General features: G+C 71.8%; 15 protein-coding genes. 11 read left to right on the top strand and 4 right to left on the bottom strand.

The genetic code is table 11. From position 1 onward, the window contains the following. The first annotated feature begins 60 nt into the window (after positions 1–60). The 3 genes from AB0946_RS04650 (at position 61) to AB0946_RS04640 (ending at position 4,492) form a co-directional block, all read left to right on the top strand. A complete protein-coding gene (locus AB0946_RS04650; protein WP_366759178.1) occupies positions 61–1,269 on the top strand; it encodes an acetyl-CoA C-acetyltransferase in 1,209 nt (402 codons plus the stop codon). A gap of 62 nt (positions 1,270–1,331) precedes the next feature. Next, positions 1,332–2,288 carry a methylmalonyl Co-A mutase-associated GTPase MeaB gene (gene meaB, locus AB0946_RS04645; RefSeq protein WP_366759177.1) on the top strand — a complete coding sequence of 319 codons (957 nt, stop codon included), beginning with the start codon at positions 1,332–1,334 and terminating at the stop codon, positions 2,286–2,288. Between the two features lie 926 nt (positions 2,289–3,214). Then, positions 3,215–4,492, top strand: a complete 1,278-nt coding sequence (locus tag AB0946_RS04640; RefSeq protein WP_366759176.1) for an MFS transporter — start codon at positions 3,215–3,217, stop codon at positions 4,490–4,492. Positions 4,493–4,542: 50 nt separating this feature from the next. Here the strand turns inward: AB0946_RS04640 and AB0946_RS04635 are convergent, their stop codons facing one another. The 4 genes from AB0946_RS04635 to AB0946_RS04620 all read right to left on the bottom strand — a co-directional run bounded on the left by AB0946_RS04635 (position 4,543) and on the right by AB0946_RS04620 (position 7,202). Beyond that, a complete protein-coding gene (locus AB0946_RS04635; protein ID WP_366751848.1) occupies positions 4,543–5,019 on the bottom strand; it encodes a MarR family transcriptional regulator in 477 nt (158 codons plus the stop codon). A gap of 92 nt (positions 5,020–5,111) precedes the next feature. Beyond that, positions 5,112–5,921, bottom strand: a complete 810-nt coding sequence (locus tag AB0946_RS04630) for an AIM24 family protein (protein ID WP_366759175.1) — start codon at positions 5,919–5,921, stop codon at positions 5,112–5,114. Then, complete coding sequence (locus tag AB0946_RS04625) at positions 5,918–6,568, bottom strand: AIM24 family protein (protein WP_366759174.1); 651 nt, start codon at positions 6,566–6,568, stop codon at positions 5,918–5,920. Before AB0946_RS04625 ends, AB0946_RS04630 begins: the two co-directional genes overlap by 4 nt. Before the next feature lies 1 nt (position 6,569). Continuing rightward, positions 6,570–7,202 carry an AIM24 family protein gene (locus AB0946_RS04620; RefSeq protein ID WP_366759803.1) on the bottom strand — a complete coding sequence of 211 codons (633 nt, stop codon included), beginning with the start codon at positions 7,200–7,202 and terminating at the stop codon, positions 6,570–6,572. A gap of 153 nt (positions 7,203–7,355) precedes the next feature. On the opposite strand from AB0946_RS04620, the gene AB0946_RS04615 reads away from it, so the two are divergent. The 8 genes from AB0946_RS04615 (at position 7,356) to AB0946_RS04580 (ending at position 13,042) form a co-directional block, all read left to right on the top strand. Next, a complete protein-coding gene (locus tag AB0946_RS04615) occupies positions 7,356–7,700 on the top strand; it encodes a DUF3817 domain-containing protein (RefSeq protein WP_366759173.1) in 345 nt (114 codons plus the stop codon). Continuing rightward, positions 7,697–7,990, top strand: a complete 294-nt coding sequence (locus AB0946_RS04610) for an MTH1187 family thiamine-binding protein (protein WP_366759172.1) — start codon at positions 7,697–7,699, stop codon at positions 7,988–7,990. Before AB0946_RS04615 ends, AB0946_RS04610 begins: the two co-directional genes overlap by 4 nt. Before the next feature lie 140 nt (positions 7,991–8,130). Further along, positions 8,131–8,883 (top strand): hypothetical protein, encoded by a 753-nt coding sequence (locus AB0946_RS04605; RefSeq protein ID WP_366759171.1) that lies wholly within the window; start codon positions 8,131–8,133, stop codon positions 8,881–8,883. Then, a complete protein-coding gene (locus AB0946_RS04600; RefSeq protein WP_366759170.1) occupies positions 8,880–9,560 on the top strand; it encodes a DUF4166 domain-containing protein in 681 nt (226 codons plus the stop codon). The genes AB0946_RS04605 and AB0946_RS04600 overlap by 4 nt, the downstream gene beginning before the upstream one ends. After that, positions 9,557–10,207 carry a TetR/AcrR family transcriptional regulator gene (locus AB0946_RS04595; RefSeq protein ID WP_366759169.1) on the top strand — a complete coding sequence of 217 codons (651 nt, stop codon included), beginning with the start codon at positions 9,557–9,559 and terminating at the stop codon, positions 10,205–10,207. The genes AB0946_RS04600 and AB0946_RS04595 overlap by 4 nt, the downstream gene beginning before the upstream one ends. A gap of 168 nt (positions 10,208–10,375) precedes the next feature. After that, complete coding sequence (locus AB0946_RS04590) at positions 10,376–10,885, top strand: MarR family transcriptional regulator (RefSeq protein WP_171152733.1); 510 nt, start codon at positions 10,376–10,378, stop codon at positions 10,883–10,885. A gap of 42 nt (positions 10,886–10,927) precedes the next feature. Beyond that, the gene (locus AB0946_RS04585; protein WP_366759168.1) at positions 10,928–11,266 is read left to right on the top strand and encodes a DUF3817 domain-containing protein; all 339 of its coding nucleotides are present in this window, start codon (positions 10,928–10,930) and stop codon (positions 11,264–11,266) included. A gap of 75 nt (positions 11,267–11,341) precedes the next feature. Next, on the top strand, positions 11,342–13,042 hold the full coding sequence (locus AB0946_RS04580; RefSeq protein WP_366759167.1) for a methylmalonyl-CoA mutase family protein: 1,701 nt from the start codon (positions 11,342–11,344) through the stop codon (positions 13,040–13,042). Positions 13,043–13,053: the final 11 nt, after the last annotated feature.

Genomic DNA, 13,053 nt, shown 5'->3' with positions numbered 1-13,053 from the left:
ATTCGAAGTAAACCCTCGTTCACTCCTCGGCTGTGTGCAGCTGGAAGGGGATCGCACCTCATGTCTTCTGGATCTTCTGGAACGACCAGCTCGGTGATCGTCGCGGGCGCCCGGACGCCCATGGGGCGGCTGCTGGGCTCGCTGAAGTCCTTCTCCGGAGCCGACCTGGGCGGCTTCGCGATCAAGGCCGCCCTCGACCGTGCGGGGATCGGCGGCGACCAGGTGCAGTACGTCATCATGGGCCAGGTCCTCCAGGCCGGCGCCGGCCAGATCCCGGCCCGCCAGGCCGCCGTCAAGGCCGGCATCCCCATGAATGTCCCGGCGCTGACCGTCAACAAGGTGTGCCTCTCCGGCCTCGACGCCATCGCCCTCGCCGACCAGCTGATCCGCGCGGGTGAATTCGACATCGTCGTGGCGGGCGGCCAGGAGTCCATGACCAACGCCCCGCACCTGCTGCCCAAGTCCCGCGAAGGGTACAAGTACGGCGCGGTCCAGATGCTCGACGCGATGGCCTACGACGGCCTGACCGACCCGTGGGAGAACGTCCCGATGGGCGAGTCCACGGAGAGGCACAACACCCGCCTCGGCATCAAGCGCCCCGAGCAGGACGAGATCGCCGCCCTGTCCCACCAGCGCGCCGCCGCCGCCCAGAAGAACGGCCTGTTCGAGGCCGAGATCACCCCCGTGGAGATCCCGCAGCGCAAGGGCGAGCCCGTGCTGTTCAGCAAGGACGAGGGCATCCGCGGCGACACCACCGCCGAGTCCCTGGCCAAGCTGCGCCCGGCCTTCGCCAAGGACGGCACGATCACCGCCGGCTCCTCCTCGCAGATCTCGGACGGTGCGGCGGCCGTGGTCGTGATGAGCAAGGCGAAGGCGGAGGAACTGGGCCTGACCTGGCTCGCCGAGATCGGCGCGCACGGCAATGTGGCCGGCCCGGACAACTCGCTGCAGTCCCAGCCGTCGAACGCCATCCTGCACGCCCTGAAGAAGGAGGGCCTGGAGGTCTCCGACCTGGACCTCATCGAGATCAACGAGGCCTTCGCCGCCGTCGCCGTCCAGTCAATGAAGGACCTCGGCGTTTCCACGGAAAAGGTGAACGTCAACGGCGGCGCGATCGCGCTGGGTCACCCGATCGGCATGTCCGGCGCCCGGCTCGTGCTCCACTTGGCACTGGAGCTCAAGCGGCGCGGCGGCGGCGTCGGCGCGGCGGCGCTGTGCGGCGGCGGTGGCCAGGGTGACGCGCTGATCGTGCGGGTACCGAGGGCCTGAGACCCCGAGGTCTGTTTCCGGTACGCCGGTGTCCGGTACGTGGTGAACTGAACGGAGCTGTGATGCAGGACGTCTCCTCTCTGGTGGCCCAGGCCAGGGAAGGCCGGCCGCGGGCCGTGGCCCGGCTGATCTCCCTCGTGGAGGGGGCGTCCCCGCAGCTGAGGGAGGTCATGGCGGCGCTGGCCCCGCTGACGGGCAACGCGTACGTGGTCGGCCTGACGGGCTCGCCGGGCGTCGGCAAGTCCACCTCCACCTCCGCGCTCGTCACCGCGTACCGCAAGCAGGGCAGGCGGGTCGGCGTCCTGGCCGTCGACCCCTCGTCGCCGTTCTCCGGCGGCGCCCTGCTCGGCGACCGGGTCCGGATGTCGGAGCACGCCTCCGACCCCGGCGTCTACATCCGCTCCATGGCGACCCGCGGCCACCTCGGCGGCCTGGCCTGGGCGGCCCCGCAGGCCATCCGGGTGCTGGACGCGGCCGGCTGCGACGTGATCCTGGTCGAGACGGTCGGTGTGGGCCAGTCGGAGGTGGAGATCGCCTCCCAGGCGGACACCAGCGTGGTCCTCCTGGCCCCCGGCATGGGCGACGGCATCCAGGCGGCGAAGGCCGGGATCCTGGAGATCGGCGACGTGTACGTCGTCAACAAGGCCGACCGGGACGGCGCCGACGCCACCGCCCGCGAACTGAACCACATGCTGGGCCTGGGCGAGGCCCGGGGCCCCGGTGACTGGCGCCCGCCGATCGTGAAGACGGTCGCGGCGCGCGCGGAGGGCGTCGACGAGGTCGTGGAGGCGCTGGAGAAGCACCGGGCCTGGATGGAGGAGCGCGGGATCCTCACGGAGCGCCGCAAGGCCCGCGCGGCCCGCGAGGTGGAGACCATCGCGGTGACGGCCCTGCGGGAACGCATCGGCGACCTGCACGGCGACCGCCGCCTCAGCGCCCTCGCCGAACGCATCGTCACCGGCGAACTGGACCCGTACCGCGCGGCGGACGAACTGGTCGCGGGCCTGACGGAGAGCTGAGCGCGCCGCGGGATCGGCGGGCCGTGGGTGAACGGGGTTTCCGCCCGGGTCTCCGGTGCGGGGGATCTCGCTGGGCGGGCCGAAGGCGTCGACGGTTGGACGCCCCGTTCCCGTGCGGGGATGCGCTGGGCGCGCCAATGGCTGAGGGCGGTGTCACCACCTCGCGGCGGCCTTCCGCGCGGGGACGGGCCGGGCGTCCTGAGGACGGCTCCGGTGCGGGAGCGGGCGGTCGGCTGAGGGTGGCGAGTGGACCGTCGACGGTGGACCGGACCCGTACCGCGCGGCGGGGCGAACTCGTCGCGGGCCTGACGGAGAGCTGAGCGCGCCTCGGGATCGGCGGGCCGGCCGTGGGCCCGGGTGCGGGCCGCGGGTCGCTGGGGCGACCGCCTCCCGCGCCGGGACGGGCCGGGCGTCCTGAGGACGGCTCCGGTGCGGGAGCGGGCGGTCGGCTGAGGGTGGCGAGTGGACCGTCGACGGTGGACCGGACCCGTACCGCGCGGCGGACGAACTGGTCGCGGGCCTGACGGAGAGCTGAGCGCGCCGCGGGATCGGCGGGCCGGCCGTGGGCCCGGGTGCGGGCCGCGGGTCGCCGGGGCGACCGCCTCCCGCGCCGGGACGGGCCGGGCGTCCTGAGGACGGCTCCGGTGCGGGAGCGGGCGGTCGGCTGAGGGTGGCGAGTGGACCGTCGACGGTGGGCTGAACCCGTACCGCGCGGCGGGGCGAACTCGTCGCGGGCCTGACGGAGAACTGACCGCGCGGCTGGATCGGCGAGCCGGTCCGGGGGTCGCCGGGACGGTGATCGCGCTGCTACCTTGACCCGCATGTTCCTCTCCTTGGCGTAGAGCGCACCCGGGATCGCGGGGCCGGACAGACGGCCTTCGCGCCCTTCGGTGTCCCCTCTTCCGCCTCTCCCAGAGGAACCTCGCGTGTCCACGCCCCTTTCGCGGCCCTCGTACGCCGCCGTCCTGCGCGTCCCGCACGCGCGCCGCACCTTCACCGCGGCCCTGACGGCCCGCCTGTCCTACGGCACGGTCTCGCTGGCGGTGCTGCTGTCCGTCACCCACGCCACCGGGTCCTACGCGGTCTCCGGCACCGTCCTCTCCCTCTTCGGCGCCACGACGGTCTTCCTGATGCCGCTGCGGGCCTCCCTGATCGACCGGCACGGCCCGCGCCGGGTCCTGCCGCCCATGTCCGCGCTGTACGGCGCCCTGCTGGGCGCCCTGGCCGTCCTGATCTGGCGTCCCGGTGCACCGGCGGCCGCCATCGGCCTCACCGCCGCCCTCGCGGGCTGCTGCGCGCCCCCGCTGGGCCCGACCATGCGCGCCCTGTGGTCCGAACTGGTGACGGACCGGGACCTGTTGCAGCGCGCCTACAGTCTGGACGGCGTCGCGGAGGAACTGCTCTACGTCTCCGGCCCGGTCCTGATCGCCACGCTCGGCGGCTCCGCCCCGCCGGCTGCGGGAATCCTCCTGAGCGCGGCCCTGAACGTCGGGGGCACGTGCGCCTTCGTCACCTCCCCGGCGATGACCGCAAAGCGCCCGTCGCCCTCGAAGGAGGAGGCCGCCGGTGCACGGCTCGCGGGGGAAGGGATCACCGGCGCGCGGTCCGGCCGGGGACGGGCCGCCCTGGTCCGGGGCGTGCTGCCCCCGGTCGTGGTCGCCCTGGGTGCGGGACTGGCCCTCAGTGCCGTGGAGCTGCTGGTGCTGGCCTTCGCCACGGAACGTGGCTACGACCCCGCCCTGGTCCCGTGGGTCCTGGGCGCGCTCTCGGCGGGCAGTGCGCTGGGCGGCCTGGCCAACGGGGCGGTGCGGTGGCGCACGAGCGCCCGGACCCGTCTGTGCCGGTTCGCGGCGGGCCTCGGTCTGGTGCTCGCGGCGGCGGGACTGGCCCCCGGCCTGTGGACCCTCACGGCGGCCATGGCCTGCGCCGGAGCGTTCATCGCCCCGGTCCTGACGACGGCCTACCTGCTGGCCGACGAATCGGCCCAGGACAGCGCCCGTACGCAGGCCGGGGCGTGGGTGAACATGGCGGTGAACGCGGGAAGCTCGGGCGGGGCGATGGCGGCCGGGCTGGTGATCGGCCGTCTGCCGCTGCCCGTGTGCTTCACCCTGGCGGGCGGAACCGCACTGCTGGCCGCGGCGGCCGCGGCCAGTCGTGTCGCGGGAGCGGTACGGGTGGGCGCGGCGTCCGGCCTGCGCCGGTAAGCGCGTCCACCCCCCGCCCGGCTACCGTGATCCGGGCCGGACGGCCCGGATCACAGACGCCCCCGCTGCCCCCGCAGATGCTCGGCGATGGGCTTCAGCGCCTTGTCGAGTTCCATCAGCGTGTCCGGTGACAGCAGGTCGATGAAGTGGCGCCGCACCGACGCGACGTGGTGCGGCGCGACCTTCTTCATCGTCTCCATGCCGTGATCCGTGAGCACGGCGTACAGCCCTCGCCGGTCCGTGTCACAGTTCTCCCGGCGCACCAGGTTCGCGTTCTCCATGCGCGTGATCTGGTGCGAGAGCCGGCTCTTGGACTGCATCGTCGCGGAGGCGAGGTCGCTCATCCGCATCCGCACGTCCTCCGACTCGGACAGGTTCACCAGGATCTCGTAGTCGTTCATCGTCAGGCCGAACGGCTGGAGATCCTTCTCGAGCTGGTACGTCAACAGCCTGTTGACCTCCAGGTGGGTGCGCCAAGCGCACTGCTCCGCATCGGTCAGCCAGCGCGTGGCCGTCTCGGTCTCCATGAATGAAGTCTACCTAAGAAGTTGAATGGCGAACTACTTCGGGTGGTGTGACAGTGCGCACGCGTTCGACGTCACACTCCGCAGACTACCGCTCACAGCCCGAAGCGACGCTGGAGGTCCCCCAGCTGTCCGGGAAGGCGCGGTACGCCCGACGATTGCGGACCGTGTCCGCCCGGCCCCGTTCCGCCACCGCCCGGCACTCCCGGTTCGGGTGGAACAACCCCCGTGGCCCCCTCGGCCATAAGGGTCTCCGTCGACTGCAGCAGAACCGTCCCGGCGCCCACGAACTCGAACTGGTGCTCCTCCCCGGATACCCCGCCGAGGCCCGTCATCGCACGTAGACCGCCCAGCACACCCGTCATGTATCCGTGGTCGTAGTGATGGCACGGGGACGGGCAGTCGGCCCATCCGACGAGCGCCTGGGGGTCGACCCGGATCGGAGGTTCCAGGAACACCACCGGCCCGTTAGATGCGGCCACGAACTTTCCGGTTCCGATAAGGGTCAGAAAACCCGGCACGATCGACTGCTTGAGCGCGAGACTTGGCTGAAAAGCGAGCAGGTTGCCCGCGCGAATGGTCAAGTTCCCGTCGTCCAGGTCGTAGCTGTTGACGTCGAAGGCCCGGTCGGCCAGCAGCATCTTGCCGGAGCCGCCGGCCACGACCCAGTCGCTCGCGTGCAGTGGCGAATGGAAGGACGTACGGACAAGTCGGTCGAGTCGCCCGTGCCCGATGCCGTTGAAATCGATCGTCCCGTAGTAGGCGATCATCTTCCCCTTCTGCAGGAACCACTGCCCGCCCTTGAGCTCCACGCAGAAGGTGTACTTGTTCACGTTGTCGTCGGCGGGCAGCGTCACAGGGTCGTGCACGACCGGCCCGGCGCCCGGGCTCGCGTAGGTGCTCACAGCTTCTCCTCCGACGCCTGGACGTACACCGTGCCGTTGCCGCTCAGTTCCAGCTGGAAGGCCTCGCCGGAGCCCCGGCCCACCATGTCGCGCCAGCCGAGCGCGGTGGACAGCTTGTTGCGGACGTCGCCGTGGTGGGCGACGTAGGCCTGGGGGTCGACGTGGACCGGGCGCTGCGGGGTGACCGGGACCTCGAAGACCCCGCCGTGCGCCATCACGGCCACCGAGCCCTGCCCCTGGAGGGTCGTCGTGAACAGCCCCTGGCCCGTGACCTGCCCGCGCACCATGCCCATGACCCCGCCCTGGGAGCCCATGAACATCGTCCCCTGCCGCAGCGTGCCCTCGAAGGCGAGCAGCCGGTCGGCCTCGACGTAGAGCGTGTCGCCGGCGAGGGTGATCACATGGACATGGTGGCCGCCGTGCCCGAAGAACACCGTGCCGCTGCCCTCCACGGTCATCAGCGGGGTCGCCTCGCCGGCCACCCGGCGCCCGATCATGGACATCAGGCCGCCCTGTCCGCCCTGGAGGTTGGGCGTGAAGGACACGTCCCCCTTGTAGGCGAGCATCGCGCCGCGCTGACTGAACAGCCGCCGGCCCGGTGTCACCGTCGCCTCGACCATCTTGGAGTTGATCTCTCGGAAGGTCATCTCACAGGTCCCCCGCGATCGTGTTCCGCTCGCTCGGCTGCACGTACACCAGTCCGTCGCCCTCGAAGCGGATCTGGAAGGCCTCGCCGCCGCCCTCCCCGAGGAGTGTGCGGAACGTCACACCGGACTGGAAGGTCTGCCGGACGTCGCCCTGGTGGGCCACGTAGGCGCCCGGGTCGACGATCAGCGGGTACTGCGGACTGACCCGGAGCACGACCGCCGGCCCGTCCGAGACGATCGCCGCCTGGCCGTGGCCCTCCACGGTCGTCGTGAACAGGCCGTTGCCCTGCGAGGCCCCGCGCAGCCCCGTGAACGTCGTGCCCGTTCTGAGCCCCGCGTCCGTGGCCAGCAGGTTGCCCGCCTCGACGTAGAGCTTGTCGCCCCGGAGGCTCACCAGGTTGATCTCCGACGCACGGTCCGCGAACCAGCAGGTACCGTGCCCCTTCACCTCCATCACCGTCATCTGCTCACCGGTGAGCCGCCGGGTCACCATCCCGCGCAGCCCCTCGCCGCCACCGCTCAGCTTCTTGAAGGCCATCTGCCCGTCGTACGCGACCATCGAGCCGTTCTTCGCCTTCACGGCGTCCCCGGTCATGTCGACGGCGAGGACCTTGCTCCCCTGGAGCCGGAACATCGCCACGCTGTGAAAGTAGCGGCCGGGCGGGTGGACGGAACAGGGCCCATGGGTGGAGACCCACCCTGAGCGGACCCCTACGGGCGCGGTTTGCCACAATGGGGGAACGCTTGTGCGTGCGTTCACAAACGACTCTCCCACCGAAGGTGACCCGTGGACATCAAGACAGCCACCGCCCTCCGCCGTCTCCGGCTGGTCTCGGCCCCGGAGGCCGTGTCCTTCCTGATCCTGCTGCTCTGCTCGGTGCTGAAGCGGACCACGGACTTCAACGCGGTCCCCGTGATGGGCGCGGTCCACGGCGTCCTCTTCGTCCTCTACGTGATCTTCTGGGCGGACGCCTGGAACCGCGCCAAGTGGCCGCTGCGGACGGCGGCCCTCTACTTCGTCCTCTCGGTGCTGCCGACCGGGGGCTTCTTCGCCGAGCGCAAGCTGCGCCGCGAGGCCGAGGACGCCGTCATCGCCGCCCGTGCCCGCAAGGAAGGGGTCGTGAACGCATGATCGTCGCCTTCTCCGTGACGCCCCTCGGCGTCGGTGAGGACGTGGGGGAGTACGTCGCCGACGCCGTGCGCGTGGTCCGCGAGTCGGGCCTGCCCAACCGCACCGACGCCATGTTCACCTCGATCGAGGGCGAATGGGACCAGGTCATGGACGTCGTGAGGCGGGCCGTCGCCGCCGTCGAGGCCCGCGCCCCGCGCGTCTCGCTCGTCCTCAAGGCCGACATCCGCCCCGGAGTGACCGACGGGCTCACGTCCAAGGTGGAGACCGTCGAACGGCACCTCGCCCAGTAGCCGCACCCGTCGGCCGAACCCCGGTCCCCAGGGCCGGGGTTTTGTCGTACCCCTTCTTTGAGCGACCGCTCAAAAGGTGTACGTTCAGCGCCAGACGATTTGAGCGTTCGCTCAAACTCCGTGCTCACGTGGGGGAACACATGGGTCTCTACAGAGAGACGCACATCCGCGCCGGCCTCGACGAGCTGTGGGCCCGCACCCAGGACCCCGCCCGCCACCAACGCTGGGACCTGCGCTTCACCGAGATCGAGTACCTCCCGCGCGCGGAGGGCGAACCGCAGCGCTTCCGGTACGCCACGCGCGTGCTGCCGTTCCTCACCGTCTCCGGCACCGGCGTGGCCGCCGGCGAGAGGGAACGCCCCGACGGCACCCGCACCTCCGCCCTGCGCTTCTCCTCGCCCCACCCGCTCTCCCCGATCGCCGAGGGCAGCGGTTACTGGCGCTACGTCCCCGACGCCCACGGCGTCCGCTTCCTCACCGGCTACGACTACCGTCCCCGCTGGGGAGCCCCCGGCGCCCTCGCCGACCGCCTGCTGTTCCGTCCGCTCATGGGCTGGGCCACCGCCTGGTCCTTCGACCGGCTCCGCCTCTGGCTGGAGCGGGGCATCACCCCGGAGCGGGCGCTGTACCGCTGGCTGGCGGAACTGGCGGTCCGGGCGCTCCTCCTCGCCGCGTGCCTGACCGGACTGGGACGGGGCTCGCTCCCCGGCCCGGCCGGCCCCCTCGCGGACTCGCTGGCCTACCTCTGCCCGCTCCTGCTCCTGCTCGGCGTCTTCCTGGCCCTGTTCAAGTCGCCGCTCGCCGGTACCCCGGCCGCCCGCCGCTGCCTGCGCGCCCCCGCCACCCGGACCCGCGCGCCCCGTCTCCTGCGCACCCTGGAGAAGCACGGATGACCTCGATCTTCCAGAGCGCCCTGGGGCCGGAGTTCCAGCGCCTCCACCCCGCCCTGCGACGCCGCTTCTCGGTGGGCCTGGCCGGCGGCGAGGCCTGCACCGGCCGGGGCGTGATGGACCGGATCTGGCACGGACCGGCCTTCGTGAAACCGTTCCTCGCCCTGGGCGCCACCCGGAACATCCTGGTCCCGAGGGCCGGCCGGAACGTGCCCTTCGTGATCGAGAACGTGCCGTACCGGGACACCTTCGGGCGTGAGACGGTGAGCTTCGTGCGCACCTTCCACCTGCCCGGCCGCGCCCGCCGCTTCGACGCCCAGATGGTGCTCGGCCCGCGGGGCGACCGCGTCCTCGACTACCTCGGCACCCACCAGCACCTCGCGACCGACCTGCACTTCCACGCCGAGCCCGACGGCTCCCTGCTCATCCGCTCCGGCGCCCACCGGTTCCGGGAGGGCCCGGTGGACGTCCGCGTCCCCGAACTCGTCGGCGCCACGGCCGAGGTACGCGAGTCGTACGACGAGACGGCCGGCCGCTTCAGGGTCCGCGTCCGCGTGGTGAACCGCTGGTTCGGACCGCTCTTCGGCTACGAGGGCTCCTTCACGGCGTCGTACACCGACGTCCGCGCCCGTGGCGTACGGCCCGGCCTGCGCCCGGTGCGGGAGGAGGCGCGCGCGTGAGCCCCGAGACCGCGAAGGCGCAGGAGACCAAGGCCAAGCTGCTGGAGGGCGCGCTGCGCACGCTCACCGAGCAGGGCATCGCCAAGACGTCGGCCCGCACGGTGGCGGCGGCGGCCGGGGTCAACCAGGCGCTGGTCTTCTACCACTTCGGATCGGTGGACGAGCTGCTCGCCGCGGCCTGCCGGTACGGCGCGGAGAAGGCCGTGGCCCGGTACCGCGAGCGCCTGGCCGCGGTGGACTCGCTCTCCGAGCTCCTCGCCGTGGGCCGCGAGATCCATGAGCACGAGCGGGCCGGCGGGCATGTGGCCCTCCTCGGCCAGCTGCTGGCCGGCGCCCCGACGCACGCGGCACTGGGCCCGGCGACGGCCGACGGGCTGCGACTGTGGATCACCGAGATCGAGCAGGTGCTCCGCCGCGTGCTGGCGGAGACCCCGTTCGGCGAGTTCGCCGACCCGGCGGGCCTGGCGCGGGCGGTGGCCGCGTCGTTCGTCGGCATCGAGCTGTACGAGGGAGTGGACGAGGCCGGGGCGCACGCGGCGCTGGACGCCCTGGAACAGCTGGGCGCGCTCGTGGCCGCGGTGGAGTCACTCGGCCCGGTCGCCCAGCGGGCCGTCCGGCACCACCTGCGGCGGCGGGGACGCGGCTGACGGCCCGGACGGCGGGGGCCGCGCGGGTGGGTACGGGCGCGTGGTGGCCGCCGTACCCCCGGGTCCGCCGCCCCAGGAGGGGGCCTCGGCACGCGCTCGTGGGCGGCCGGGGACCGAAAGGCGAGACGGAGCTGACCGGCATATGACCGGCCGGTAGGGTCTGATGACGTGCCGAAGCCTCTCAGCCTCCCGTTCGACCCCATCGCCCGCGCCGACGAACTCTGGAAGCAGCGGTGGGGCAAGGTGCCGTCCATGGCCGCGATCACCTCGATCATGCGGGCCCAGCAGATCCTGCTCTCCGAGGTGGACGCGGTGGTCAAGCCGTACGGGCTGACGTTCGCCCGGTACGAGGCGCTGGTGCTGCTCACCTTCTCCAAGGCCGGCGAGCTGCCGATGTCCAAGATCGGTGAGCGGCTGATGGTGCACCCCACGTCCGTGACGAACACGGTGGACCGGCTGGTGAGGTCCGGGCTGGTCGCCAAGCGGCCCAACCCCAACGACGGGCGCGGCACGCTGGCCGTCATCACCGACAAGGGGCGCGAGGTGGTCGACGCGGCCACCCGCGACCTGATGGCCATGGACTTCGGGCTCGGGGCGTACGACGCCGAGGAGTGCCAGGAGATCTTCGCGCTGCTGCGCCCGCTGCGGATCGCGGCACACGACTTCGAGGAGCGGTGACCCGGGGCAAGATCTCCCGGAACGGGTGGTTACGCTCGCTCCATGAAAAAAAGCGTGCTGACCCGCTACCGCGTCATGGCCTACACCACCGGCGTGCTGCTGGTGCTGCTCTGCCTGAGCATGATCGCGAAGTACGGGCTGGACGTGGACGGTGCCGCCGACTTCACCCGGGTCGTCGCCATCGCCCACGGCTGGCTGTACGTCGTCTACCTGATCTTCGCGTTCGACCTGGGCTCCAAGGCCAAGATGCCGGTCGGCCGCCAGCTCTGGGTGCTGCTGGCGGGGACGATCCCGACCGCCGCGTTCTTCGTCGAGCGGAAGATCAGCCGCGAGCTGGAGCCCCGGGTCGCCGACGAGGCCCCGGCCGTCGCCAAGGCGTAGCGGGTACCGCCGTACGGACGCCGTACGGCGGTCTGCCATCGACATTTACTAGGACGTCCAAGTAAATTCGATGGCATGGACGCTCACGCCATCGAGGAGGGCCGCCGACGCTGGCAGGCCCGCTACGACGCCGCGCGCAAGCGCGACGCGGACTTCACCACGCTCTCCGGCGACCCCGTGGAGCCGGTGTACGGGCCCCGACCGGGCGACACGTACGAGGGATTCGAGCGGATCGGCTGGCCCGGGGAGTACCCCTTCACGCGCGGGCTCCATCCGACCGGCTACCGCGGCCGCACCTGGACGATCCGGCAGTTCGCCGGGTTCGGCAACGCCGAGCAGACCAACGAGCGGTACAAGATGATCCTCGCCGCCGGCGGCGGGGGCCTGTCCGTCGCCTTCGACATGCCGACGCTCATGGGGCGGGACTCCGACGACCCCCGCTCCCTCGGCGAGGTCGGGCACTGCGGGGTCGCCATCGACTCGGCCGCCGACATGGAGGTGCTGTTCAAGGACATCCCGCTGGGGGATGTGACGACCTCCATGACCATCAGCGGGCCCGCCGTACCCGTCTTCTGCATGTACCTGGTCGCCGCCGAGCGGCAGGGCGTCGATCCGGCGGTGCTCAACGGAACCCTCCAGACCGACATCTTCAAGGAGTACATCGCCCAGAAGGAGTGGCTGTTCCAGCCCGAGCCCCACCTGCGGCTGATCGGCGACCTGATGGAGCACTGCGCGGCGGGGATCCCGGCGTACAAGCCGCTCTCCGTCTCCGGGTACCACATCCGGGAGGCCGGGGCCACGGCCGCGCAGGAGCTGGCGTACACGCTGGCGGACGGGTTCGGGTACGTCGAGCTGGGCCTCAGCCGCGGTCTCGACGTCGACGTCTTCGCGCCCGGCCTGTCCTTCTTCTTCGACGCGCACGTCGACTTCTTCGAGGAGATCGCCAAGTTCCGGGCGGCCCGCCGGATCTGGGCGCGCTGGATGCGGGACGTGTACGGCGCGACGTCCGAGAAGGCGCAGTGGCTGCGGTTCCACACGCAGACCGCGGGTGTCTCGCTGACCGCGCAGCAGCCGTACAACAACGTGGTGCGTACGGCGGTGGAGGCGCTGGCGGCCGTGCTCGGCGGGACCAACTCGCTGCACACCAACGCCCTCGACGAGACCCTCGCCCTGCCCTCCGAGCAGGCCGCCGAGATCGCGCTGCGCACGCAGCAGGTGCTGATGGAGGAGACCGGGGTCGCCAACGTCGCCGATCCGCTGGGCGGCTCCTGGTACGTCGAGCAGCTCACGGACCGCATCGAGGCGGACGCGGAGAAGATCTTCGAGCAGATCAGGGAGCGGGGGCTGCGGGCTCACCCGGACGGGCGACACCCGATCGGGCCCATCACGTCCGGCATCCTGCGCGGGATCGAGGACGGGTGGTTCACCGGGGAGATCGCGGAGTCCGCCTTCCGGTACCAGCAGGCGCTGGAGAAGGGGGACAAGAAGGTCGTCGGCGTCAACGTCCACACCGGGTCCGTCACCGGGGACCTGGAGATCCTGCGGGTCAGCCACGAGGTGGAGCGGGAGCAGGTGCGGGTGCTCGCCGAGCGGAAGGCGGCGCGGGACGAGACGGCCGTGCGGGGGGCGTTGGACGCGATGCTCGCCGCGGCCCGGTCCGGGGCCAACATGATCGAGCCGATGCTTCAGGCCGTGCGGGCCGAGGCGACGCTGGGCGAGATCTGCGGGGTGCTGCGGGACGAGTGGGGGGTGTACACGGAGCCGGCCGGCTTCTAGACCCGCCTGAT

The sequence above is a fragment of the Streptomyces sp. NPDC046870 genome, from assembly GCF_040704595.1.
Classification (GTDB): domain Bacteria; phylum Actinomycetota; class Actinomycetes; order Streptomycetales; family Streptomycetaceae; genus Streptomyces; species Streptomyces argyrophylli.
Note: the sequence above shows the minus strand (reverse complement) of the source record. Positions and strands in the feature narration are given on the sequence as shown.